The 23685-nt window shown below is 71.8% G+C and carries 18 protein-coding genes, 2 tRNA genes and 1 pseudogene; 6 read left to right on the top strand and 15 right to left on the bottom strand.

Annotation, left to right across the window (positions count from 1 at the left end; translation table 11 throughout):
• Positions 1–217 precede the first annotated feature (217 nt).
• The 3 genes from ACFYM2_RS03525 to ACFYM2_RS03515 all read right to left on the bottom strand — a co-directional run bounded on the left by ACFYM2_RS03525 (position 218) and on the right by ACFYM2_RS03515 (position 2077).
• Positions 218–580 (bottom strand): antibiotic biosynthesis monooxygenase, encoded by a 363-nt coding sequence (locus tag ACFYM2_RS03525; RefSeq protein WP_358998059.1) that lies wholly within the window; start codon positions 578–580, stop codon positions 218–220.
• 90 nt (positions 581–670) lie between these two features.
• On the bottom strand, positions 671–1630 hold the full coding sequence (locus tag ACFYM2_RS03520) for a DUF2797 domain-containing protein (RefSeq protein ID WP_388832926.1): 960 nt from the start codon (positions 1628–1630) through the stop codon (positions 671–673).
• A gap of 69 nt (positions 1631–1699) precedes the next feature.
• Complete coding sequence (locus tag ACFYM2_RS03515; RefSeq protein ID WP_388832923.1) at positions 1700–2077, bottom strand: hypothetical protein; 378 nt, start codon at positions 2075–2077, stop codon at positions 1700–1702.
• A gap of 487 nt (positions 2078–2564) precedes the next feature.
• On the opposite strand from ACFYM2_RS03515, the gene ACFYM2_RS03510 reads away from it, so the two are divergent.
• Entirely contained in the window at positions 2565–3107 is a 543-nt protein-coding gene (locus ACFYM2_RS03510) for a hypothetical protein (RefSeq protein WP_388457697.1), read from the top strand.
• A 284-nt stretch (positions 3108–3391) separates the two neighbouring features.
• Here the strand turns inward: ACFYM2_RS03510 and ACFYM2_RS03505 are convergent.
• Positions 3392–3464: transfer RNA gene (locus ACFYM2_RS03505), tRNA-Arg, on the bottom strand.
• A gap of 542 nt (positions 3465–4006) precedes the next feature.
• A tRNA-Ser gene (locus ACFYM2_RS03500) sits at positions 4007–4100 on the bottom strand.
• A gap of 306 nt (positions 4101–4406) precedes the next feature.
• On the opposite strand from ACFYM2_RS03500, the gene ACFYM2_RS03495 reads away from it, so the two are divergent.
• From ACFYM2_RS03495 to ACFYM2_RS03485, 3 genes are all read left to right on the top strand, one after another.
• Positions 4407–4844, top strand: a complete 438-nt coding sequence (locus tag ACFYM2_RS03495; protein ID WP_350231582.1) for an SSI family serine proteinase inhibitor — start codon at positions 4407–4409, stop codon at positions 4842–4844.
• A 151-nt stretch (positions 4845–4995) separates the two neighbouring features.
• On the top strand, positions 4996–9459 hold the full coding sequence (locus ACFYM2_RS03490) for a PAS domain-containing protein (protein WP_388832920.1): 4464 nt from the start codon (positions 4996–4998) through the stop codon (positions 9457–9459).
• Positions 9460–9656: 197 nt separating this feature from the next.
• On the top strand, positions 9657–10187 hold the full coding sequence (locus ACFYM2_RS03485) for an antibiotic biosynthesis monooxygenase (protein WP_358998040.1): 531 nt from the start codon (positions 9657–9659) through the stop codon (positions 10185–10187).
• A gap of 128 nt (positions 10188–10315) precedes the next feature.
• Here the strand turns inward: ACFYM2_RS03485 and ACFYM2_RS03480 are convergent, their stop codons facing one another.
• The 9 genes from ACFYM2_RS03480 to ACFYM2_RS03440 all read right to left on the bottom strand — a co-directional run bounded on the left by ACFYM2_RS03480 (position 10316) and on the right by ACFYM2_RS03440 (position 19905).
• The gene (locus ACFYM2_RS03480; protein ID WP_388832915.1) at positions 10316–11974 is read right to left on the bottom strand and encodes a long-chain fatty acid--CoA ligase; all 1659 of its coding nucleotides are present in this window, start codon (positions 11972–11974) and stop codon (positions 10316–10318) included.
• A gap of 164 nt (positions 11975–12138) precedes the next feature.
• On the bottom strand, positions 12139–12687 hold the full coding sequence (locus tag ACFYM2_RS03475; protein ID WP_388832912.1) for a SigE family RNA polymerase sigma factor: 549 nt from the start codon (positions 12685–12687) through the stop codon (positions 12139–12141).
• Between the two features lie 188 nt (positions 12688–12875).
• Positions 12876–13589: a DUF1906 domain-containing protein gene (locus ACFYM2_RS03470; RefSeq protein ID WP_388457689.1), complete on the bottom strand. Its 714-nt coding sequence runs from the start codon at positions 13587–13589 to the stop codon at positions 12876–12878.
• Positions 13590–14153: 564 nt separating this feature from the next.
• Positions 14154–15320 (bottom strand): lipid-transfer protein, encoded by a 1167-nt coding sequence (locus ACFYM2_RS03465; protein ID WP_358998029.1) that lies wholly within the window; start codon positions 15318–15320, stop codon positions 14154–14156.
• Positions 15317–15763, bottom strand: a complete 447-nt coding sequence (locus tag ACFYM2_RS03460) for a MaoC family dehydratase (RefSeq protein ID WP_388833103.1) — start codon at positions 15761–15763, stop codon at positions 15317–15319. Before ACFYM2_RS03460 ends, ACFYM2_RS03465 begins: the two co-directional genes overlap by 4 nt.
• A 68-nt stretch (positions 15764–15831) precedes the next feature.
• Positions 15832–16908 carry an acyl-CoA dehydrogenase family protein gene (locus ACFYM2_RS03455; protein WP_388832909.1) on the bottom strand — a complete coding sequence of 359 codons (1077 nt, stop codon included), beginning with the start codon at positions 16906–16908 and terminating at the stop codon, positions 15832–15834.
• A complete protein-coding gene (locus ACFYM2_RS03450; RefSeq protein WP_388832906.1) occupies positions 16908–18017 on the bottom strand; it encodes a bifunctional MaoC family dehydratase N-terminal/OB-fold nucleic acid binding domain-containing protein in 1110 nt (369 codons plus the stop codon). Before ACFYM2_RS03450 ends, ACFYM2_RS03455 begins: the two co-directional genes overlap by 1 nt.
• Entirely contained in the window at positions 18014–19177 is a 1164-nt protein-coding gene (locus ACFYM2_RS03445) for an acyl-CoA dehydrogenase family protein (protein ID WP_388832903.1), read from the bottom strand. The genes ACFYM2_RS03450 and ACFYM2_RS03445 overlap by 4 nt, the downstream gene beginning before the upstream one ends.
• A gap of 416 nt (positions 19178–19593) precedes the next feature.
• Positions 19594–19905: a hypothetical protein gene (locus ACFYM2_RS03440; RefSeq protein ID WP_350231571.1), complete on the bottom strand. Its 312-nt coding sequence runs from the start codon at positions 19903–19905 to the stop codon at positions 19594–19596.
• A gap of 689 nt (positions 19906–20594) precedes the next feature.
• Between ACFYM2_RS03440 and ACFYM2_RS03435 the strand changes: the two genes are divergently transcribed.
• Entirely contained in the window at positions 20595–21458 is an 864-nt protein-coding gene (locus ACFYM2_RS03435) for a bifunctional DNA primase/polymerase (RefSeq protein WP_388457682.1), read from the top strand.
• Between the two features lie 331 nt (positions 21459–21789).
• Here ACFYM2_RS03435 and ACFYM2_RS03430 read toward each other — a convergent pair whose 3' ends face one another.
• A complete protein-coding gene (locus tag ACFYM2_RS03430) occupies positions 21790–22065 on the bottom strand; it encodes a hypothetical protein (protein WP_388832900.1) in 276 nt (91 codons plus the stop codon).
• A 699-nt stretch (positions 22066–22764) separates the two neighbouring features.
• Between ACFYM2_RS03430 and ACFYM2_RS03425 the strand changes: the two are divergent.
• Positions 22765–23466: pseudogene (locus ACFYM2_RS03425) on the top strand (NUDIX domain-containing protein); the annotation flags it as partial.
• Between the last annotated feature and the right edge of the window lie 219 nt (positions 23467–23685).

Raw genomic sequence — 23685 nt, 5'->3', positions numbered from 1 at the left:
GGATAGGGGTGGCCGGCTCGGGAGCGGCGGGATCAGGGTTGGCGGGTTCAGGGGCGGCCGGTTCAGGAGCGGCCGGTTCAGGAGCGGCGGGCTCGCGGTCCGCGGACTCAGGCCGTCGGCCCCGTCGCGCGGCGCGGGGCGGACGCGCCCGGGGCCCCCGCGCCGCCGCCCGTCGCATGGTGTGGGGCGGACACGCCCAGGGCCCGCGCGCTGCCGGTCACTCCTGCCCGGAGCCGGGACCTCGCTCGAACGCGTAAGCCCGCTCGACCTTGGCGACATGGACGCTGTAGCTCTCGTACCACTCCTTCCGGCCCTGGCGCTGGGCCTGCTGGTGGTCGGCGCGCCCACGCCAGTGCGCGATGGCCTCCACGTCCCGGAAGTAGCTGACCGTGATCCCGAGGCCACCCGCGTTGCGCGCGCTCTCGTGCCCGAGGTACCCCGGAATCTCCCGCACCAGCTCGTCCATCGCGTCGGCGGTCTCGCCGTACCCCCGGTCGCCCTCGGTGCGCAGGGAGGTGAACACGACGGCGTAGTAAGGCGGTTCGATCCCCGAGACCGGCCCCCGTATGTGATCGCTCATGCCTCCACCTTCGGGCGCGAACGGTGGTGCTGTCCAGGACATTTGGCAGGACGACCCCGACCCACACCGGATGCCGCCCGAACTCGGGCATCAGAACAGCTGGTCCTGAACCCCGCCCTCCCGCGGCACCTCCCGTACCGGAACGGTGATCCGGCACCCCACAGGAGCACCGTGCTCGCCAGCCTGGCCACCCCCACCCGGACCAGCACCAGCACCGCTGTCCCTCTCGCTCGTCCCCGCCGCCGTAAGGTCCCACCCCCTCATGAGCCGGGTGTCGAGCACCACGACATGGCCGTCGGCCGCCGCCAGATGCAGATCGGGACCGGCCGCGGCGACGAGCCGGCCGCCCACCACGCCGCCGTCCACCAGTTCCACGACGACCCCGGTGGCCGGGGCGAGCCCGGTGAGCCCGAACGCGCCCGCGTGGTCGACGACTTCACCGTCCACCCGCTCCAGCGACTCGGGCCACCCGGCCAGGGCGACGGCCCGCGCCCGCAGCTCCGCCACCTCGGCCGTCCGCTCGGCCACCCCGGGAAGCCGGGCCCGCACGGCCCGCTTCTCGGCGTACGCGATCCGGTCCGGCACCCCGAGGGCCGCCCGCAGCAGCTCCTCGCAGCGCCGGGCCGCCATCAGGGGCCCGCGCCCGAGCCAGCAGAACGCCACGGCCCCCTGTTCGAGCAGCCGGACCGAACCCCGCTCCTCCGCCGTGATGCCGACCTTGAGCAGCCCGCTCCCGAACCAGGCGAGGTAGACCCGATAGGTGCGGGGATCGTCCACGAACGTATCCGCCGCGACGGAGTGCGTCCGGTCGAGACGGGCGCACTCGGAACACCGCGCCTGCGTACTGCGCCCCGGCACCGGCGCCCCCACCGGACAGGGGTTCCCCCGCGCCCCCACACAGCTGCGCGCCCCCGCCACCTGGAACGCGAGGACCCGCCCGTAGTCCAACGCACTGCTACGTCCCCCCTCCCACCGAAGCCGCGCCCTGCCCTCAGCCGGGCCCTCACCCACACCCCAACGAACCCCCTCGCACCGCCACAACCGAGCCACATCTCGAAGCTACCCCCAGCCACTGACAACGGCCCCGGGGCCGGCCCCGACCGTCCCACGCAGCCACCGTCACCCGGCCTTGCGCGCCGCGTCGAAGAACCGGATGATCCCGGGCACGGCCAGCCGGACCGACCCGTTGTGACCGACGTCGCCGACGTCGATCAGCGTCGCACCGACGCCGTGGGCCGCCAACTGGTAAGCGCACTTGTCGATCTCGTCGTTGGCGGCGGCCTCGAAGGCGGACAGGTCGAAGGGGCAGCTGACCGGGGCGAGGGCGCCGAGCCGGAAGTAACGGTCGGCCTTCTCCTGGTCGAGCGCGCGTCCCACCATCATGGTCGCGGGCCCGCCCTGCGAGACCTCGCTGACCTGGGCCTTCCGCTCCAGCTCCCGGCCTTTGAGACGGGCGAGCGCACGGGTCGCCCGCAGCGCGTCGAAGGACGCCGACACGGTGACGGCGGGTCGCCGTAGGGGTGGAAGCCGGGGCCGGAGCCGAGGCCCACGTAGTCGGGGGCCGAGACCGCGCGCCCGGTCGAGGCGAAGAGCAGCGCGACGAGCAGGTCAGTGGCTTCCGGGTTCTGCGATGCGACGTCCTTGCGGTCCACGGTGGTGCCGTGCAGCCAGGAGACGGTGGGTAGCCGGCGCGCATCGTTCTTGGGCAGCACGACGAGCTGGCTCGCGGTGGTGGGGGGCGCCCGCGCTGTCGGTGGTGCGGTACTCGATCCGGTAGGCCCTCACCCCGAAACGGACCTGCGCCGCGTCGATCTGCCCCCCGGAGCTGCCCCGCGACCTCCTCGGGCGTCAGCTGCGCCACCTGCTCCACGCAGACGATGCCACCGCCCTGGCCTGAACTCATCCCCAAATCCTGATAGTTGGGCCCCGTCCCCACCAGAGGCCACCCCCCTCAGGGCCCCCGGAAGGGAGGGCCATCGGCTGGATGAAGCGCAGCTCCGTGGACGCGTCCGAGATCGTCACTGCCGCATGGCACTCTGCCGCCATGACGACAGCAACAGAGCTCACCCTCTTTGCCGACTACTTCCAGATCCATGTATGCGATGCGGAGGCGGACGGCGATCTGAGCGACGCGTGGACGGACCAGGCCATTGCGGATCATCTCGCGGTGGCGCGGGATGCGCTGGGTATAGGCACGGTGGTCAATGTGAACGTATCCGTCACTGTGCTCGTCCTGCCTCAGGAGCCGAGTGATGACAGCTCGGAATTCGATCACGTCGTTGAGGCCGGCCTGGATGTGTCGTCGGGCCGCCTGATGGTTCTGGGCTGCACGGACTACGCGCCCGATGCGGCTACGTTCAAGGTCACGCCAGGCTGGAATCGCGTCCGCGTGTCCCGGAGCAACTTGGCCCGGGCCGCCAAGGCCGACGTCGACTCCGACGAGAGCCCCGAGACCACCGAGAAGATCCGCATCCAGGTGTGGGCGGCCCCGGAGACTCCAGCGAGGATCACCAAACGATGGCCTTAACCCGGCGGGGCCCCCTTCTCGCCTCGTTGATCCAGCCAGGCGTACTCGGCCACCGTGTGCGCGGTAGGCCTTGTGAGCCCGGCTCCGGAACCGTCGATCATGTCCAGAATCCCGAACCCGGCACGCTCCGCATACCGTTCGAGCTCGGCTGGAGGAGGAGAAGCAAACGGACGGGGCGACGCCGAGCCGGACCCGCCATCGCCTGACGCGTTGACGCGGACGTTGATGTCACCCGTCGATGTCAAAGGCCCCCTGGACGATGTCCAGGGGGCCTTTGATCTATGTGCACTCGGCAGGATTCGAACCTGCAACCTTCTGATCCGTAGTCAGATGCTCTATCCGTTAAGCTACGAGTGCTTGTGCTTCCGGGGTTTTTTCTGCCCCGTCGGCGTTGCGAGAACAACATTACATGACCTGCGCCGTGACGCGAAATCCGTTAGCTCCACCGGCCCTGACCTGCGGAAATGCCTCTGCGTGAGCGAACTGGGGGCGGCGGGGTGGTCGGGAGGATGGGCCGGACGGGGGTCAAGGACGGCGCATCCGGGCCCTGAAGAGGTGAAGCTCCGCCCTGGAGGTGAAGCTGCCGGGCCGAGCACGCGCACGACGTCCGGGCAACCGGCAACCGGCATCCCGCATCCCGCATCCCGCATCCCGCATCGGGAACGCGCGCCATCGGGTCCGGGACCCGTGCCGCGTCCAAGGCTGGGGCCTGCCGAGCACCCCGGACCAAAGAACGCGCGCGGCCAACCTGATCGAGAGCGGGCGCGGGGTCCCGAGCCGGCCGCCCCGGCCGCCCGGCCCGGTTCGCAACGCGGGCGCACCCGATCGAGAAGCCGCGCGTCGCCCCGGTTCCGGAACGGGCGAAGCCCCGGCCGTGAGGCCGGGGCTTCGGGTGGTGCTGGCGGAGGCGGAGGGATTTGAACCCTCGATGGGCTTTAAGACCCAAACCGCATTAGCAGTGCGGCGCCATAGACCGGACTAGGCGACGCCTCCAGCACACCGTCGCTCGCGCGAGTGGTGCGTGCAGATGATGACACAGCCTTGCGGGCCGTCACCAATCGCCCCCCACGGTACTAGGCAGGTGGGCGCGAGAGCAAAGCCGTTCCTGCGGCGCAACGCCGGGCGTTGACGCGCGTTAGACCTCCCAGGACCCCGGAGGAACGGAACTCCTCCATACGTCCCCCAGGGTGCTCCACCGGGCACGTCGCGAAGACGTCGCGAAGACGCTGCCGGACCCCCACCGCCCGCCCCGCCGCCCACGACCCCCACTCCCCTCCGAACCCAGGAGACACGAGACCCATGCTGCGCCGCTTCGCCGTCACCGCTGCCGCCTCCCTCACCGCGTTCGCCGCCGCGCCCTCGGCCCTGGCCGGGCCGCTGCCCGTCCCGCTGTCGCTGCTCGGCGGCGGGCAGACCGAGGACCGGCTCACCATCACCGTCGAGCACCAGCCCGGCGTCGAGGGCACGTACACGCTCGAATGCCACCCGGCGGGCGGCACCCACCCGCGGGCGCAGGATGCCTGCGACAAGCTGGACTCGGTCACGACCTGGGGCAAGGACACCTTCGCGCCGGTGCCCCCGGGCCGGATGTGCACGTTCATCTACGGCGGCCCCGCCACCGCCCACATCACCGGCAGCTGGGCCGGGCGCCCCGTGGACGCGACGTACAACCGTGCCAATGGGTGCGAGATCTCGCGGTGGGACAACCTGGTCCCGGTGCTGCCCGAAGCCAGGTAGGGCACCCCGTACGCCCTTCACCCATACGGGGTAGACACACAACCTTGGTGAGAGCTCCCCCCGATCCGCCGTCGCTCGCACATCCTCAGCCTTTAGACTCCCTTCCAGTGACAGGCCGCAAGGTGCAGTGGTTCAGGGAGGAAGCGTCGTCGTGAGCAGCAGGCCATCCCGAGGCGCTGCTCGCCTCGCAGCCATACTTGACGCCCTCCCGGACGGGCTCCTGCTCGTCAACTGCAACGGCACGGTCGTCAACGCCAACACCGTCGCACTGGGAATGCTGGAGGCGCCCGGTACGGGTCTGGTGGGGCGGGGAGTGCTCGACCTCCTGCCCTCCTTCGACTCCCGGCTCATCCCCGGCTCCATGCGCCGGCCCGAGAGCGAGGACGACCAGGGCCGCACCAAGCCGACCCGGATGATCGCGCGCCGCACCGACGGCACCGAGTTCCCGGTCGAGGTGACCAGCGCCAATCTGGAGGACGGGCGCGACGCGTACGCCTCCTACGGAAGCGGCGGCGGACCCGGCTCCTACTCCGGCGACGAACTCCTCATGCTCGTCGTGCGGGACCTCTCCGGCACCGTCGACACCGAGGCCGAACTCGCCCGTTCGCAGCGGCAGACCGAGATGATCCTGCGTGCGGCGGCCGAGGGCGTCGTCGGCACCGACACCGACGGCCGGGTCGTCCTGGTCAACCCGGCGGCCGCGCAGATCCTCGGCTACCGCGCCAGCGACCTCGGTGGCCAGGAACTCCACCCGCTGGTGCTGCATTCGCGCGAGGACGGCGAGCCGTTCCCGTACGAGGGCAGCCCGCTCGCCGATACCCTCAAGTCCGGGCGCAAGCACCGGGTGCGCGGGCAGGTCATCTGGACCAAGTCCGGCGCCAAGGTGCCGGTCGACCTCACGACCGCGCCGGTGCGCGACGGCGACCTGCTCGTCGGCGCGGTGATGACCTTCACCGACCGCCGCCCCTACGAGGAGCAGGCCGCCAAGCACGCCGAGGTCCTTGACCGCGAGACCAAGCGCTACGACGCGCTCGCCGCCCGGCACCAGCAGCTGCTTTCGGTGCTCTCGGGTTCGCTGCGCGGGCCGATCGACGAGCTGCGGCGCGAACTGGCCGCGCTCGCCGCCGACGACGCCGGCCAGCTGTGGCCCGAGGCCAACCAGGTCCTGCACCACCTGGCCGCCGGGTACTCGCGCATCACCACGCTCGTCGACAACGTCCTCGGCTACCAGCGGCTCGACGCGGGCGGCGAAGAGCTCAAGAAGACCAAGGTGCTGGTCGATTCGGTCGTCGGCGCGGGTGTCGACGGCGCCGTCGAGCTCATCGGGCCCGGGCGCGCCCAGTTCGCCGTGCACACCCCGCCCATCGAGGCCGAGGTCGACGGGCCGCGTCTCTCCACCGCCCTCGCCCACCTCATCGCGGACGTGGCGGGCGTGGACGCCACCGGCAAGGCACCGGCCGCCCCCGGCGGTTACCTGGACTCCACCGTCGTCGTCGCGGCCGCCGTACGCGGCGAGGTCGTCCGCATCGAGGTGCGCGGCCCCTACGCGGGCGGCGACCCGGTCCACGCGCCCATCGTGCGCGGCATCGTGAAGGCGCACGGCGGTGTTCTGCAGACCGTGGACGTGCCGGGCATGAGCGGTTCCGCGTACGTGCTCGAAGTGCCGCTCGGCGCGGGCGCGGGCACGGTCGAGGCACCCGTGGTCCCGCAGCCCAACGAGGCGCTGCTGCCCGCGCAGCAGGACGGCGGCGGGCGCAGGCGCGGGCGGCGGGCGTCCATGGACGCGTTCCTTGAGAGCCCGGTCGCCGAGGAGAAGTCCCCGACGGGACGCCGCCGTGCGCGTGCCGAGTCCGGCTCCGCGCCCGCTTCCGGCGGTGACGCCGACGCCGGTCCCGACGGCGACCGAGCGCGGATCCCGGCCCAGCAGAACACGGGGGACGCCGCCGACGAGGGCGCGGCCGGTGGACCGGTCTCCGGTGGCGCGGCCTCCGGGTCGGGACGGCGCCGTGGCCGGCCGAGCCCTGCCGAGCAGTCCGCCGTGCGGGCCCCGGGCCAGGGCGAGGCCGCCGAGGGATCCGTGGTCACCGGCGCGGAGAGCGCCCGCGAGTCCTCCGGCATGGGCCGCGCCGCGCTCGGCGAGACCGTGCCGCCGCAGGGCGTGCCCACCGAGACGACCGGGCGCCGTGCCCGCCGCGCGCTGCCCGCGCCCGGCGGCGCCGACGCGCAGGGCGCCCCGTCCACCGCGTCCGGCCCGTCCGGCGCTTCCGCTTCGGGCCCGGGAGAGTACGCCGCCGAGCCCACGGGCCGCCGGGCCAGGCGCGCCTTGGGTACGGCGTCGGCCAACTCCGCTGGTAGCGCCGCCGCCTCGGGCGGACCGGGCGGCGGGTCCGCGGACGGTCCTTCGGGCGACGCCTCGCCGGGTGCTGCGGGCGGCGCAGGGCGCGGATCCGCGAACGGCCAGGAGGGTGGTTCCGCGCGGACGGCGTTCGCGCTGCCGCCCGCCGACGCCGACCGCGCGCCGCACCCCGCGCCTCCGGCCACCACTCCGTCCGACGCCCTGGCGCCGGGCCACCACGCCTCCGTACGCCCTGGGGGCGGCCGGCACCCGGGCGCCGGCGTGCCGGGAGCCACGGGCCCCGGCCCGATTGGCGCCGGTCCGATTGGCGCCGACCCGGTTGGCCCCGGTCCGATTGGCGCCGGCCCTGTTGGCAGCGGTCCTGTTGGCGCCGGACCCACGGGCGCCCGGGCTGTGGGCGCCGGATCCGCAGAGGGACCTGCGGGTCCCGCCCCTGCGAGTGCCCCGACCTTGGGAACCCCGCCCGTCGGCGCCGCACCCATGGCCGGGCCTACCGGCGCCGGACCCACGGGTGCCGGACCCATGGGCTCCCCTGACGCGGGCCCCGGCCCCGTGCCGCCCCTCGGCGCGTCGCCTGTGGGTGCCCCGCCCGTCGGCGCCACGTCGGCCGGTCCCGGCTCCCCGGGTGCCGTGGCTGGTGCAGTCGACCCCGCGCGGGCTTCGTCCGCGAGTGCTCACCCCGGGGGCCCGGCCGGCCCGCACCCCATGGGCCCCGGCCCAACAGGTGCTCGCCCCATGGGGGTTGGGCCCGCCGACCGCGGCCCTGTCGCGGGGCCGGGCGGAAGCGCGCCGGGTCGCGCCGGCCACACCCGGGGCAACCCCGGGGGCACCGACCCCAACTCCGCCGCCCCCGCAGACCCCCTGGCCGATCACACCCCGCCCCAGCCGCACCCGGCCGAGGCGCCCGCATGGGCGGCCCGCGCGGTGCAGATGCCGGGTGCCCCCGGGCCCGTACCCCCGCAGAGTCCGGGCCACGAGCCGCGCCAGGGCCAGGCCCAGGCCCAGGGCGGACCTGCCGCGCCCAGGCCTCCGCGACCCGCTCCGGCCGCACCCACCGGGCCCCTGCGGCAGCCGCTGCCCGCCGAGACCCCGCCCGGGGGGATCCCGGTCGTCTCCGGCGACACCCAGGGCCGCGCCTTCAGCGTGCGGACGCTCGGCCAGGGCGCGCCCTTCGCCCAGATGCAGGCGCAGACGCAGACCCAGACGCAGCCGCAGGCACCCGCCGCACGCCCTGCCTCCGCAGCCCAACCGGTTCCGGCCGCCCCGCAGCCCCAGACCGCGCAGACGGCCGGAGGCTCGCTCGGCTCCGGGCGACGGCGCAAGCTGGGCACGCCTCCCGAGGGTGTCGAGCGGCCCACCGAAGCGCCGGCCCGGCCGCACCCCGTGCTGCCCTCGCCCCCCTCGGAGGGCCAGGGCCGCGCGTATGCGATCGGGGCGCCCGACGAGGGAGCCGAGGGGCCCGAGCCGCTTGACGGTCCCGGCGGCGCGGTGGAGGTGGCCAACCGGCCCCAGCCGCAGCCCGTCGACGACGAGCTGCCCCCGGAGCCGCTGGACAACCCGCGCCGGCTCCTGGTGTGGCCCGCGCCCGACGTCTCCACCCAGCAGGCGCTGAGCGAGCGCGGCTACCGGCCCGTGGTCGTGCACTCCCGCGAGGAGGTCGACGCGCAGATCGCGGCCTTCCCCGCCGCCCTGTTCGTCGACCCGCTCACCGGTCCCATCACCCGTACCGCGCTCCAGTCGCTGCGTCAGGCGGCGGTCGCGGCCGAGGTGCCCGTGCTGGTCACGGCGGGTCTCGGGCAGGCGACACGGGAGGCGGCGTACGGCGCCGACCCGGCCGTCCTGCTCAAGGCCCTCGCGCCGCGCGACAGCGAGCAGCACCCGCCCCGAGTCCTCCTGATCGAGGAGCACGAAGAGATCGCGCTCGCGCTCACCGCGACCCTGGAGCGGCGCGGCATGCAGGTCGCCCGCGCCGCCACCGACTCCGAAGCGGTCACCCTGGCCGCGCAGACTCGCCCGAACCTCGTGGTGATGGACCTCATGCAGGTACGCCGCCGCCGTGCCGGGATCGTCGACTGGTTGCGCGCCAACGGGCAGTTGAACCACACGCCGCTCGTCGTCTACACCTCGGCGGGCATCAACCAGGCGGACCTCCCGAACCTCTCGTCCGGCGAGACGGTGCTGTTCCTCGCGGAACGCTCCACCAGTGGCGAGGTGCAGGGCCGCATCGTGGATCTCCTGGCGAAGATCGGCACCAACTAGGCACGGCGGGTTGCCGTGCCCCTGGTTACCCGAGGCTGCTGCCGTCCGTTCGGGGTGTTTCACGTGAAACCAGGGCCGTGAAAACCAGGCCGTGATGCCCAGGGCCGTGAAACGAGGGTTGTTTCACGTGAAACGCCCCCGAACGGACGCGGCTGAATGGCCACGCCGTCCCCGCCGACAACGGCGAGGTCACCCTGTTGGGCGAGGTCACCCTGTTGATCGCACGGCAGGTCGAGGACGGGTACGACGAGTCGTTCGAGGGGTGGGCACGCGACATCCTGGCCGCCGCGACCCGTTTCCCCGGCCACCTCGGACACGGTCTGTTCCGGCCGTCGTCCCCCGGGGCGCCCTGGTTTCTGGTGCACCGTTTCCGGGACGCGGCCGCCTTGGAGCGCTGGCAGAGCTCCAAGGAGCGGGCCCTGTTCTTCGCCACCTGCACGGGCCATCAACACACCGAGACAGCCCGGCGTGAACTGACCGGAATGGAGACCTGGTTCGCCAAGCCCGGTGAGGCCCGTCCCGCTCCGCCCCGGTGGAAAATGGCGATCAGTTCGGGCCTGGCCATCTTCCCGATCTCGCTCCTGGGCAACGCGGTGCTCGGCCCCCATGTCGCCGGGCTTCCGCTGGTGCTGCGGACCGGAGTGTTCACGGTGCTGTTCAGTGTGCTCATGACGTATGTGGCCATGCCGAACATGAGCCGTCTGCTGCGCCGCCGGCTGCACGGCTGAGCGTGATCGTGCCGGCCCAGCCGCGACCCGGCGGACCCGGACCGCTGCTCACGCCGGCACCGCTGCCCGGGCCGAAACCGCTGCCCGGGCCCGGACCGCTGCTCCGGCCGGCCCGCCTCCGCGCGCGCCTAGCGCAGCTCCGTCACGTCCAGCTCGCCGTCCGCGTACTGCCTGCGGATGACCTTCTTGTCGAACTTCCCGACGCTCGTCTTCGGCACCGACTCCACCAGCGCCCACCGCTCGGGCAGCTGCCACTTGGCGATCCTGGTGGCGAGGAATTCCTTCAGGGCCGCGTAGTCGGCGGTGGCACCGGGCTTCAGGACGACCGTGGCGAGCGGGCGTTCGCCCCACTTGTGGTCCGGGACCGCTACCACGGCCGCCTCGGCCACATCGGGGTGGGCCATCAGCGCGTTCTCCAGTTCCTGGCTGGAGATCCACTCGCCGCCGGACTTGATGACGTCCTTGGCACGGTCGGTCAGGCGGAGATATCCGTCGGGGCTGATCACACCGACGTCCCCGGTCCGCAGCCAGCCGTCCGGGCTGAACTTGTCCTGCGGCCGGAAGTCCTCGCCGCCCGCGCCCCCGAAGTACGCCCCGGCGATCCAGGGCCCGCGCACTTCCAGCTCACCCGCCGACTCGCCGTCCCAGGGCAGGAACTCCCCGCCCGGCCCGACCAGTCGCGCCTCCACCCCGGCGGGGAAGCGGCCCTGCGTGATGCGGTAGGGCCACTCCTCCTCGGCGCTCAGACCGGCCGGCGGGTTGGACATCGTCCCGAGCGGCGACGTCTCCGTCATGCCCCAGGCGTGACAGAGCCGCACGCCGAGCTTGTCGTACGCCTCCATCAGGGCGGGCGGGCAGGCCGCGCCTCCGATCGTGACGTTCCGCATCGAGGTGAGGTCGCGCGGGCGGGCGGTGACCTCGGCCAGCAGACCCTGCCAGATGGTGGGGACGGCCGCCGCGTACGAGGGCTTCTCGCGTTCGATCATGTCGGCGAGCGGGGCGGGCTGGAGGAAGCGGTCGGGCATCAGCATGCTCACCCCGGACATGAACGTGGCGTGCGGCAGGCCCCAGGCGTTCACATGGAACTGCGGCACCACGACCAGTGTCGTGTCCCGGTCCGTGAGCCCCATCGACTCCGACATGTTGACCTGCATGGAGTGCAGATAGATCGAACGGTGGGAGTAGACGACGCCCTTGGGGTCGCCGGTGGTGCCGGAGGTGTAGCACATGGCGGCGGCGCTGCGCTCGTCCAGCTGCGGCCAGTCGTACGCCGTGGGCCGTCCGGCCAGCAGCTCCTCGTACTCGTGCACCTGGGGTCCCGTGCCGTCGATGTCGTCCAGGAGCGAACGGTCGCCTGCCCCGGTGACGACGACATGCTCCAGGGTCGGCAGATGGGGGAGCAGCGGCGCGAGCAGCGGAAGCAGCGACCCGTTGACGATCACCACGCGGTCGGCGGCGTGGTTGACGATCCAGATCAGCTGCTCGGCGGGGAGGCGCAGATTGAGGGTGTGCAGGACGGCGCCCATGGAGGGGATCGCGAAGTACGCCTCGACGTGCTCGGCGTTGTTCCACATCAGCGTCCCCACGGCGCTCGCCTCGCGGACGCCGAGTTCGTCGCGCAGCGCGTGGGCGAGCTGCGCGGCCCGGGCGCCGATCTCGGCGAAGCTGCGGCGTTGCGGCTCCGCCTCGCCGGTCCAGGTGGTGACCTGCGACGCGCCGTGAATCGTCGACCCGTGGGTCAGGATCCGCGAGATCAGCAGCGGTACGTCCTGCATGGTGCTCAGCACGGCGTCCTCCCGAGGAGCGCTATGGTCCGCGCTCTGTGGCGATAGGGGTGTGCCGAATTCTGCGCACATACCGCTCGGTATGTCACTACCCGGGAGTAGTTTCGGCCGAGGTTCCGCGAAGTTACCTGCGGATACCTGGCCGGCGGCTGCGGGCCGTGCCCGGATCAGGACCGTATGGGTTCGAGCTCCGGGTCCTCACGGAGCTTGCCGAGCGCGCGCGACACCGCGCTCTTGACCGTGCCCACCGAGACCCCGAGGACTTCCGCCGTCTGCGCCTCGCTCAGGTCCTCGTAGTACCGCAGGACGACCATCGCCCGCTGGCGGTCGGGCAGCTTCATGACCGCCCGCCACATCGCGTCGTGCAGCACCTGCTGATCGGCCGGGTCCGGCGCGGGCACGGTCTCCGGCTCGGGCAGCTCCTCGCAGGCGAACTCGTCCACCTTGCGCTTGCGCCACTGGGACGTACGGGTGTTGAGCAGCGCGCGGCGCACATAGCCGTCGAGCGCCCGGTGGTCCTCGATCCGGTCCCAGGCGACGTACGTCTTGGTCAGGGCCGTCTGCAACAGGTCCTCCGCGTCGCTCGCGTTCGCGGTCAGCGAGCGCGCGGTGCGCAGCAGCATGGGGCCCCTGGCGCGGACGTACGACGAGAACGACGAGTACGCGTGGTAGGGCGTCGCCGCTCGGGAGGCGGTGGAGCAGACGGGCGTTGTCATGGCTCCACGCTATGAGCGCCGCGACCCCGCGGGATCGGCCCCAGGTCCCGAAGCCATGTCCGTCTCAGGTTGTAGGGGTGGGGGTGGCTGCACCTCCTGAAGGTGGAGGACGCATCCCCGGCCCTCAGGGTTCAGCCCTCGCCGCACCCGCTCGCCGAACCGGTCCGCCTCACGCGATCCGGGCGACCTCACGCGATCCGGGCGACCGGCGCGTCGACCTGGTTGCGGTCCACGACGAGTCGGTACCCGCCGTGCGTCTCCGTCGCGTCACCGGCGTACTGGTGGATGCGCTGGTGCTGCCAGGCGTCCTCGCGCAGCGACGCCTCCTCGTACACCGCCGGCTCGGTTTGCCAGCGGGCGAACCAGATCACCGCCGGGAGGTCGCCGAGCCCCGACTGCCGGGCCTTCTCCATCTGCCGCACGCCGGAATCCGCGCTGCTGTAGAACCCGGGCAGGTAGCCGCGCCCGCGCACCTCCCGGTTCCAGGCCCGTACGAAGTCGAGCGTGGTGCGGGCGCACGCCGCGTTGCCCGCGTTGTACGCCTCCATGTCGAGGAAGAGCGGGCTGCCCGGCAGGATGCCGAGGGCCTGGGCGTCCCGCACGGCCTGGCCTCCCTCCGACTTGCCCTGTTGCGCGGGCCGGTTGCCGATCCGCACCCCCTTCTTGTTCTCGGCGTACACGCACGGCGCCTGCGAGCCCACGAACAGGGGCAGCACCTGCCAGCCCATGTCGTGCGTCTGGCTCACCCAGTCCCGGTTCAGGTTCTTCTGGGCCAGGCAGTGGCGGCCCCGGCCCGAGTAGTAGATGCCGACCGCGTGGTACGGCGAACTCCGCCAGGCCCGCATGGTGGCCAGCGACGGGGTGTTGCAGGTGTCGAAGGCCCTGCCCGTGAAGTGCGCCACCTCCTCCGCGCGCTCGTTGTCCTGCCCCCGCCCCGGGTCCTCCTGACCCCAACCGCCCTGGCCCCAGACGCCTTGGTCCCAGACTTCCCGTCCCTCATCGTCCCGGTCCCAGGGGTCCCGGTCCCGGTGGTCACGGTCCCGGTGGTCACGGCCCCTGTGATCGCGGCCCTGGTGGTCATGGTCTTCATGGCTGCGGTCACGGGCACGGTCATCGTTTCCCCGACCGGCGAGGGACCGCGCGGGGGACGGCTCCTGGGGGGACGCCGACGCTGCCGCCGTCGGCGTCAGCAGAGCGGCAAGCGTGAGGAGGGCGGCGGCGGAACGGGCGAGAGTCGGCTTGATCTTGAGGCGGCGCATGGCCCGAGTGAACGGTCCCCCGCACCGAGCGGCCACCGCTGAAGCCCACCGCGTCGGCCGTCCGGGCACAGGATCAGCCGTCCGGCGGGAGAGCAGGGCCCGCAACACGGGGGAGCACCGCCTGAACACGGGCGAGCGCCGCCCTGAAACACGGGGGAGCGCCGCCGCGAAACTACGCCTCGTCAGCCGCCCCTGCCGGGCGGTGCGTCAGCTGTCGCTGCCCAGGACAAGGCCCGAGGTCGGGACGCCCGTTCCGGCCGTGACCAGGACATGCGCCGCGCCGGGTATCTGGTTGACCGACGTTCCCCGCAGCTGCCGTACCGCCTCCGCTATGCCGTTCATGCCGTGCAGATACGCCTCCCCCAGCTGACCTCCGTGTGTGTTGAGCGGCAGCGCGTCCGCCGCGACGAAGTCGGCCGCCTCACCCGGCCGGCAGAATCCGAACTCCTCCAGCTGCATCAGCACGAATGGCGTGAAGTGGTCGTACAGGATCGCCACGTCGACCTCGGCGGGGGTGAGCCCGGAGGTCCGCCACAGCTGACGCGCCACCACCCCCATCTCCGGCAGCCCGGTCATGTCGTCCCGGTAGAAACTGGTCATCGCCTCCTGCCGGCGCCCGGCCCCCTGCGCCGCCGCCGTGATCACCGCGGGCCGTTGCCGCAGGTCTCTGGCCCGCTCCACGGTGGTGACGACGAGGGCCTGGCCGCCATCGGTCTCCTGACAGCAGTCCAGGAGCCGCAGCGGCTCGACGATCCACCGCGACGCCGCGTGGTCGGCGAGCGTGATCGGCTTGCCGTGGAAGTACGCCGCCGGGTTGTTGGCCGCGTGACGGCGGTCGGTGACGGCGACATGGCCGAACGCCTCGGGCGTCAGACCGTAGGTGTGCAGGTAGCGCCGCGCGGCCATGGCGACCCAGGACGCGGGTGTCAGAAGCCCGAACGGGAGCGCCCATCCGAGCGCCGCCCCCTCCGCCGACGGCTCGCGCTGCTGCACCCCGGACCCGAAGCGCCGCCCCGAGCGCTCGTTGAACGCCCGGTAGCAGACCACGACTTCGGCCACGCCGGCCGCCACCGCGAGCGCCGCCTGCTGCACGGTGGCGCAGGCCGCGCCGCCCCCGTAGTGGATCCGCGAGAAGAAGGACAGCTCGCCCATGCCGGTCGCCTGCGCGACCGATATCTCCGGGCTGGTGTCCATGGTGAACGTGACCAGACCGTCGACGTCCGAGGCCGAGAGCCCCGCGTCGTCGAGCGCCGCGTGGACCGCCTCGACCGCCAGCTTCAGCTCGCTGCGCCCCGAGTCCTTGGAGAACTCGGTCGCCCCTATCCCGACGACGGCCGCCCTCCCTCCGAGCGCGTCCGCCCTGCGTACGCTCATGACTCCACCCCCAAGTCCGTTGGTGCGTCGTTCAGTTCGCTGCCATCAGCGGCAGGCTCCAGCCCCGGCACGTACACCCGCACGGTGCCCGTGACGTGCTGGCCGAGGCCATTGGCGCCCGTCACCCTCACCTCGGCGATCTCCCCGTCCACCCGCGTGACCGTGCCCGTCAGCGTCATCGTGTCCCCCGGATAGTTGGGCGCACCGAGTCGTATCTTCACGGCCCGCAGCCGGGACGACGGTCCGAAGCAGTCCGTGATGTAGCGGCCGACCAGGCCATTGGTGGTCAGGATGTTCATGAAGATGTCCGGGGCCCCCTTCTCCCGCGCGAGCACCGCGTCGTGGTGCACGTCCTGGTAGTCGCGCGAGGCGACCGCGCCGGCCACGATCAGCGTCCGGGTGATCGCGATCTCCAGCGGCGGCAGCGCGTCTCCCTCCCGCACCCGCCCGCCCCGCATGGCGTGCTCCCTCCGCATGCCGCTCCGGCTCCCGCTCCCTGTTGCCTGCCCGCTCATGACCCCACCCCCTGTACGGCCCCCGTTCCATGCGGGGCGTCCGCGGCGTCCCGCCCGGACACGATCAACTCGCCCAGCTCCGCGAGCAGTTCGGGCCCGCTCCCCAGGTAGGCGTCCAGTTGCCGTCCCCACAGGAAGTGCCGGTGCACCGGGTGCGCCAGGTCCGCGCCGAGGCCGCCGTGCAGATGCTGGCCCGCGTGTACGACCCGGGTGCCGGCCTCGGACGCCCACCACGCCGCCGTCAGAGCGTGCGTCCCGTACCGCAGGCCCTCGTCCCTGCGCCAAGCCGCCTCGTAGGACGTGACCCGTATCGCCTCGGTGTCCATGTACGCGTCGGCGGCGCGCAGCAGCACCGCCTGGTTGGTGGAGAGGGGCCCCCCGAACTGCTCCCGCGTGGTGGTGTGCCGGACCGCCCGGGCCAGCGACCCCGCGCACACCCCGGCCTGGAGGCCGGCGAACGCGGTGCGGGCAGTGGCCAGCACGTCCTCGTACGCCTCTGCCCCGCCCACCCGTTCCGCCGGAGTGGCGTCGAGCGTCAGCCGCCCCGCCGACCAGGGCGCCGTCGTCTCCACGGGGTCGGCCACCGCGTCGGCGACACGCACCAGCCACAGCCGCCGGTGCGCGTCCGGGACCAGGACATGGCCGGCGTCCCGCAGCCAGGGCACGAGCGGCACAGTGCCGGTCAGCTCCCCGTCCGCCAGGGCCCGTACGCGTCCCGGCCGGGACGAGAACGCCCCCGCCACCACAGCCGTGCCGTCGCGCAAGGCCGGGAGCAGGCGCTCGCGCTGCTCGGTGGTGCCGTGCGCGGTGAGCGCGAGGACGCCGTAGACGCAGCTCGCCGCGAACGGGACCTGGGCCGTGGTTCTGCCCTGCTCCTCGAGGGCTAGCACCAGGCCCAGGAGGCCGACCTCCTCGACGGCCGCGAGCAGTCCCGCCCCGCACAGCGCCTTCCACAGCTCGGCATCCGTGTTCGCGCCGGCTGCCGTAAGCCGCTCGTGCGTGGAGAGGTCCCCGAAGATCTGCGCCGCCAGGTCACGCAGGGCTGACTGCTCAACGGTCGGCGTGAAGTCCATCAGGCCACCTCCGCCCGGAACAGCGGAAGCTCCAACTCATCGTCCACACGCGTGAATTCGAGGCGTACGGGCATGCCGATCCGCACCTCGTCCGGCGCCACTCCGATCACGTTGCTGACCATGCGCACGCCCTCGGCGAGTTCGATCAGGCCGACCGCGTAGGGCGGGTCGAAGGCGGGGAAGGGTGGGTGGTGCATCACGACGTACGAGAACACCGTGCCCGCGCCGCTCGCCTCGACCGTGTCCCAGTGCGCCGATCCACAGGCGTGGCACCCCGGCAACCAGGGGAAACGCAGCTCCGCACAGTCGTCACAGCGCTGGATGAGCAGCCGGCGCTCGGCGACTCCGGCCCAGAACCCGGCGTTGTCCCGATTGATCACGGGCCGGGGCCGCGCCGACCGGGGCGTCATGGGCCCGGGCATCGCGGACCCGGGCATCGCGGACCCGGGCATCGCGGTCCCGGCCGGCCGCTGCCGGCCCCCTCCTGCCGCAGCTCTGTCTGAACTTCCGCCCGAACCTCTACCTGAACCCCCGGCTGAGTCGCCGCCTGAACTCCTATGTGCCGGGGCGTACTTGAGGATGCGGAACCGGTGCGTGCCGACGAGCTCGCCGTTGGCCAGGACGTCCATCCGGGAGGTGACGAAGTGCCCGGCCCCCAGCTTGGTGGTCTTGCGTTCCGACACCGACTCGATCACCGCGTCGTAGCTGATCCGGTCGCCCGGCCGCAGGTCGCGGACGTACTCCTGCTCGCAGTCCGTCGCGACCACCGCGGCGTATCCGGCGCCGTCGAGCAGGTCGAACAGTTCGTCGTAGGCCGTGGCTCGGCCCGTTCCGTCGCCGTGCCCCGAGAGGCCGCCCATCGTCCAGGCCTGAAGCATGGTCGGCGGCGCTATGGCGTCCGGCCCCGTGTAGGCGGGATGGGTGTCGCCCATCGCCTCGCACCAGTGCCGGATCATCGGCGCGTTGACCAGGTCCTTGCCGACGCCGGCGCGGGCCGCGGGCTGCCCCTCGAACTTCTTCAGACGCGCCAGGAAGTCACCCCCGCTGTGCTCACCCTCCCCCGTCCCCACTCCGCGCCCACCGCCGGTCTCGCCGTGCCCCCCGCTCATCGCTTCCCCCGTTTCATCCCGAGCCGCATCGTCGCGACGATCTCCCGCTGCACCTCGCTCACCCCGCCCCCGAACGTGTTGATCTGTGCCGCCCTGTTCATCCGCTCCAGCTCCCCGTCCCCGAAGGCGCCGGGCGAACCGCCCCGGATCAGACCCGCTTCCCCCACGATTTCCTGACACATTCGATACGTTTCGACCGCGGCCTCCGTTCCCGTGAACTTCACCCCGCTGGCGTCTCCGGGCGCGAGATTTCCGGCCCCCACATCCCCCACCAAACGCCAGCTGAGCAGGCGATTCACCGCCAGCTTGGCGTGCGCGGCAGCCACGGTCGCCTTCACCCATTCGTGGTCAACACGGCGTTCGGAAGTCACTGGATCGGGTGTGCGGGCGGCGGTGAGCGCGGCCTCGTAGAAATCCTCGGCCTGCATGCCGATCGCGGCGAGTGCGACCCGTTCGTGATTGAGCTGGTTCGTGATCAGTCCCCAGCCCGCGTTCTCCTCGCCGACCAGGTTCTCCAACGGCACCCGGATGCCGTCGTGGTACGTGGCGGTGGTGGTGAGACCGCCGACCGTCTCGATCGGGGTCCACGAGAACCCGGGCGCGTCGGTGGGCACAAGGAGGATGGAAATGCCCTGGTGCTTGGGCACGTCCGGGTCCGTGCGACAGGCGAGCCAGATCCAGTCGGCGTGCTGGGCGTTGGACGTGAAGACCTTCTGCCCGTCGATCACCCAGGAGTCCCCGTCCCGTGCGGCCCTGGTGCGCAGGGCGGCGAGGTCGGTGCCGGCCTCCGGTTCGCTGTAGCCGATCGCGAAGACGAGGTCACCGCTGAGGATCCGGGGCAGGAAGCAGGCCTTCTGCTCGGCGGTCCCGTACTTCATCAGCGTCGGTCCGACGGTGTTCAGGGTGACCATGGAGACGGGTGCGCCCGCGCGGTGGGCCTCGTCGAAGAACACGAACTGTTCGTCGGCGCCGCGCCCTTGGCCCCCGTACTCGACGGGCCAGCCGAGGCCCAGCAGTCCGTCGCGCCCGATCCGGCGCAGCAATGCCCGCTGCCCGCCCGGGTCCGTGGCGGGAGGCGGCCCGTCCGGCATCAACGCGGCGAAGTAGGCGCGGAGTTCGGCCCGCAGTTTCTGCTGGCGCTCGGTCGGAGCGAGGTGCACGACGATGGCCTTCCGCGCGGACGGGTGGGGCGTGCGGGGCGGGGTGTAAGGGGTGGGGCGTGCGGGGTGGACGCGGTGTGATCCGCGTACCGGGTCGGGGCAGCCGGGTTCCTCGGTGCCCGGGTGCCCCTGATGCCCCCGGTGTCGCGGAGCCTTGTCCTCTTCGGAACGGGACTCCGGCACCACCGGCCACCGCGTTTCTGACTGTCCGTCAGGTTTGCTTCCGTTGTCAATGCCCATGCCGCGAGCCGGCAGGCGGCAGGCGGCAGGCAGCAGGCAGCAGGCAGCAGGCAGCCGAAGCGACAGGGGGCGGGGCAGCTCCTATGCGAACGGCCCGGGCGACCGTGCCGAAGCACCGCCGCCCGGGCCGTCGATCACCCCCCGGACTGACTCGACCCCTCAGGCGGGGTCGTGGCTCACCGCAGGCGGGCGAAGTTCACGGCGACGATCCCGTTGCCCTGGTTGATCGACGTGAACGCGGAACCGTTCACCTGGGCGGTGTTGTTCTGATTGGAGGCGCCGGAGCCGACCGCCTGCTGCTGTGTGGTGGACGAATTGCCCCGGTTGTCGTGCCCGACCCCGCTGCCGCTGACGGTCGCCACCGCCGCGTTCGATCCGTTACCCGCGATGGCTCCGTTGTCGGCGGTGGCCACACCCGAGCAGAGGGCGGCAGCCAGGGGCAGCGCGGCAACAGCGGCGAGGACGCGGGCGGTACGGATGCTTGCCATGTCAATTCCTCCAGGAACTGGAAGTACGGGTAGTTCGGCTCGTTCCGGGCCGGCCCTGCGTGGCGCAAGTACGGCCCGTTCCAAGGCAGTTGGCCGACCGCCCCGGACGCTCTGTGACGACGTCGCGACATCAGAGTTGCCCACCGAATCCCCGGCGAACCAGTCATTGGGGCACCTTTCGCCCGCAAGCGTGAGGACAAGTCGATAAACCTGTATGCGCCCCCAACTCGCTCCCCCTTCCGGCACCAATTGCGACCCCGCCGCAGGAGCCCGCGCCCGCCAAGGGAAGAACCGTTTCCGCTCAGATTCGGCCAACCTGTGCCGTCACCCGCAGCTCACCGGAAGTACATCGGGACGCCACCGTGTCGTCGTTCGGGACGGGTGGGGTCGGGGGCGTACGGGGGGCGGGCGTGCGGGGAGCGTCCCGGGGGGCGCCAGGGGGAACGGCCGGGGGGCCGGGGTGCGGGGGCGCGGAGGGCGCAAGGGGGAGCGGCCGGGGGCGTCAGGGGAGGCGATCGGGGGGCCGGGCGCAGGGGGGCACCCGGCCCCCGGGACCGCTGCGAAGCCTGGCGCAGGGGGCACCCGGCTCACCCGGGACCGCCCCGGGGGCCGACCCGGCCGCCCCCGACCGCCCCTCGCCGCCCGGAAAGGGGATTCCCTTTCTCGAACATTCGTACGAACATGGAGCCATGGCCACCATCGACCGGCAGGCCGCCACCCTGGCCCTCGCCCACGCCCTGTCCGCCGCCGAGCGCGGCCTGCCCGTCATCCCGTTGTCCCGCTCCAAGCTGCCCGCGCTGCCCTCGTCGCACCGGGCCGACCCCAAGCCTGCGCTGTGCCGGGGAGAGTGCGGGCTGCCAGGGCACGGGGTGCACGACGCCACCACCGACCCCGCCGGGGTGCGCGCGCTGTTCGCGGCCGCGCCATGGGCCACTGGTTACGGCATCGCCTGCGGCAGGCCGCCGCACCACCTCATCGGGATCGACCTGGACACGAAGCCGCCGGGCACCGATTCCACGGCGGCGCTCCAACACCTGGCCCTGCGCCACCTGTTCACCATCCCGGAGACGGTGGTCGTGATCACCCCGAGCGGAGGCCGTCACGTGTGGCTGACCGGACCGCCGGACACGGTCGTCCCGAACTCGGCGAGCCGTCTGGCACCCGGCATCGACATCCGGGGCGCCGGCGGCTACCTCGTGGGACCGGGTTCACTGAGCGGCCAGGGCATCTACCGTCTCGCGCCCGGCACCGCCCACCTGGGCCCCGCCCCCTGCCCCCGTACGCTGCTCAACTTGCTCACTCCCCCGACGCGACCCCATCACCCCCAGCGGCCGGGCGGGCATCACGGACAGGGCCTGGTCCAGTTCGTCCTGGCCGCGCATGAGGGCCAGCGCAACACCAGGCTGTTCTGGGCGGCCTGCCGCGCGTACGAGAACGGCATGGGCGAAGAACTCAACGCCGCCCTCACCGAAGCGGCCATCCGCACCGGCCTCACCCCCCGCGAGGCCCACGCGACCATCGCCTCGGCGGCTCGGATGAGCGCGACGAGGTAACGCACGGGGGCCTGCGGCCGGGGCAACTCCTAATCGCATGAGGCTTTGCCGCCTGGGCAGCGACCCACGCCCGGCAGCGCCGCCGCACTCCAAACCCCGAAAAGGGGCGCCCCGGCAACCGGAACGCCCCTTCTCCGCAGGCCAAATGGCCGACACACGCGGTGGGTGTGGGATTTGAACCCACGGTGACTCGCGCCACGACGGCTTTCAAGACCGTCAACGCAGCAACACGTACCGCCTATCAGAGGTGGTGCGGGCCCCTCTTACGAGCTTGCTGGCCTTGCTGGCCCGCACATGGCCACGGCCCCCTGAATCTAGCGAGTCGAGGAGGTCACGCTTCATCCTCGATCGCTTCACTGGCGGTCCCGGCCCGCGGCCTTCGCTGCACCAGTGGGGCCACGGCCGCCACGACGCCAGCGGACGTACCCACTGGTGCCGCAAGGTTCGGATAGGTGAGCACCAGAATCACGACCGCGAGCGCCACCGCCGCCAGGCCAAGGAAGCACAGCTTCCGTCGTCGCTCTGCACTGGTGGGAACGGCGGGCTTCACCCCTGCTGCACCCACTTGCTCGACGTGCGGTTGTTCAGGGACTGTAGGTACCGTCATGGCTAGACCTTTCTCGCGCTAGGGAAATGGTCGGGGCGGCTCCCGTGCCCGCGGGGGCCGCCTTTTTTGCGACCACGCCACCCGTCGACGGCAATAGTGACAGCGAGTGAAGCCTCAGCCAATCTGCCTATCCACAGGCCTTGTGGATAAGGCCCGGTCTCACTGTGCGTAAGTCGTCATATCCTGTGCACAGCATGGTGGACAGACCGGTGCGTAACCCACAGACGCATCCACAAAGCCCTGCCTGACCTGCGTCGACACAATGCCCATACTGTGGGTAAGAAAAATCTTTCGAAATGGCGCACCATCACGGCAGGTTAATTCGGAAGGCTTGATTCCGAATTTATTCTATTCGCGTAGACCATAGCCAGGTAAGGGATACCCGCGGCTAACACCACTGACGGCGATAAACATCGACCGAAGGTGAACAGCCCGACCGCCCGACGCGTCCCCTCCGGGGTCGTGATCGCCAGACCAAGAGCCCTTGTGCTGCGCCCAGGATGAGGTCTGGCCTCACGTGCCCCATGTGTCTCTGCCTGGCAACTCCACCGACACCGGCCGCGCGCAGCGAGCCGCGCATGACTGTCGTGCCCCTCCTCAGACTGGACCGGGAGATAGATGAGCATGGCTAAGACGTCCACGATTGCCCCCGACTACGCTGGTCACCATCGGCTGACGAACGGGGAGAGTGCTCTGAGAATGGGACCGAAGTCGACGAGGGTCTACCTAACGATCCGGTCGTGGATCGAGTCGGGGAAGTACGGGCCCGGGCGACAAGCTCCCCTCCGAGCGCAGCATGAGCGCCGAACTGGAGATTGGCCGCACGGCCCTGCGTCAGGTGCTCACACGGCTGGCGAGCGAGCTAATCATCAAGGCCTACGATCGCAGCTCGTACCGCGTCGTAGGGGGTGAATCAGGAGTGGCCACCCCAGCGGGACTGGAGCCGTGGACGATCCACGGACGTAGGCCGGTTTACGAGAACAGGTGGGTCAGTCTCGACCTTGTCGACGTCGAGCCCTCGGGGTTGAGCGGTTCGAGCACCATGTCGTCAATCTCCATCACGTGGCCATTACGGCAGTGATCGACGATCAAGACCGCGTGCTGATGTTGTGGCGCTACCGCTTCGTTCCGCAGCAATGGGGTTGGGAGCTTCCCGGCGGGATCGTGGACGAAGGCGAAGATGCCTTGACCACGGCAGCACGGGAAACCGAGGAAGAGACGGGCCGGCGTCCGACGAACCTGGAGCACGTCGTGACCTACCAACCCATGATCGGGGTGGTGGACTCCCCACACGAGATTTTCGTGGCCCAGGGCGCGGTGAAGGTTGGCGAACCGACGGACGCCGAGGAAGCTGGCCATGTCGCGTGGGTCCCACTGGCTGATGTTCCGAAGCTCATGGCCGCATCGAACGAGTACTGCACCGTCTGGGACGCGGCCCGCGAAGCCGTGCTCACCCCTGCTGAAGTGAAGTCCGGCATGGCCGCTGTGCCGTACTGCCTGCGCCATGCCGCCGTATCCCTCTGGATCAAACAAGGTGTGGACCCGGTGGAGGTCGCATACCGCGCCGACCACAGCGTCGCGGTGCTCTACCGCTTCTACGCCAAGCTCCTGAAGGGCAGT

It is taken from the genome of Streptomyces sp. NPDC006711 (assembly GCF_042869775.1).
Classification (GTDB): Bacteria; Actinomycetota; Actinomycetes; order Streptomycetales; family Streptomycetaceae; genus Streptomyces.
This window is presented reverse-complemented; position numbering and strand designations above follow the sequence as displayed.

Bases quoted from the DNA above. Each gene is read 5' to 3' on its own strand.
- ACFYM2_RS03525 (WP_358998059.1), bottom strand. From the start codon at position 580: ATGAGCGATCACATACGGGGGCCGGTCTCGGGGATCGAACCGCCTTAC.
- ACFYM2_RS03510 (WP_388457697.1), top strand. From the start codon at position 2,565: ATGAAGCGCAGCTCCGTGGACGCGTCCGAGATCGTCACTGCCGCATGG.
- ACFYM2_RS03495 (WP_350231582.1), top strand. From the start codon at position 4,407: ATGCTGCGCCGCTTCGCCGTCACCGCTGCCGCCTCCCTCACCGCGTTC.
- ACFYM2_RS03475 (WP_388832912.1), bottom strand. From the start codon at position 12,687: ATGACAACGCCCGTCTGCTCCACCGCCTCCCGAGCGGCGACGCCCTAC.
- ACFYM2_RS03465 (WP_358998029.1), bottom strand. From the start codon at position 15,320: ATGAGCGTACGCAGGGCGGACGCGCTCGGAGGGAGGGCGGCCGTCGTC.
- ACFYM2_RS03455 (WP_388832909.1), bottom strand. From the start codon at position 16,908: ATGGACTTCACGCCGACCGTTGAGCAGTCAGCCCTGCGTGACCTGGCG.
- ACFYM2_RS03450 (WP_388832906.1), bottom strand. From the start codon at position 18,017: ATGAGCGGGGGGCACGGCGAGACCGGCGGTGGGCGCGGAGTGGGGACG.
- ACFYM2_RS03440 (WP_350231571.1), bottom strand. From the start codon at position 19,905: ATGGCAAGCATCCGTACCGCCCGCGTCCTCGCCGCTGTTGCCGCGCTG.
- ACFYM2_RS03435 (WP_388457682.1), top strand. From the start codon at position 20,595: ATGGCCACCATCGACCGGCAGGCCGCCACCCTGGCCCTCGCCCACGCC.
- ACFYM2_RS03430 (WP_388832900.1), bottom strand. From the start codon at position 22,065: ATGACGGTACCTACAGTCCCTGAACAACCGCACGTCGAGCAAGTGGGT.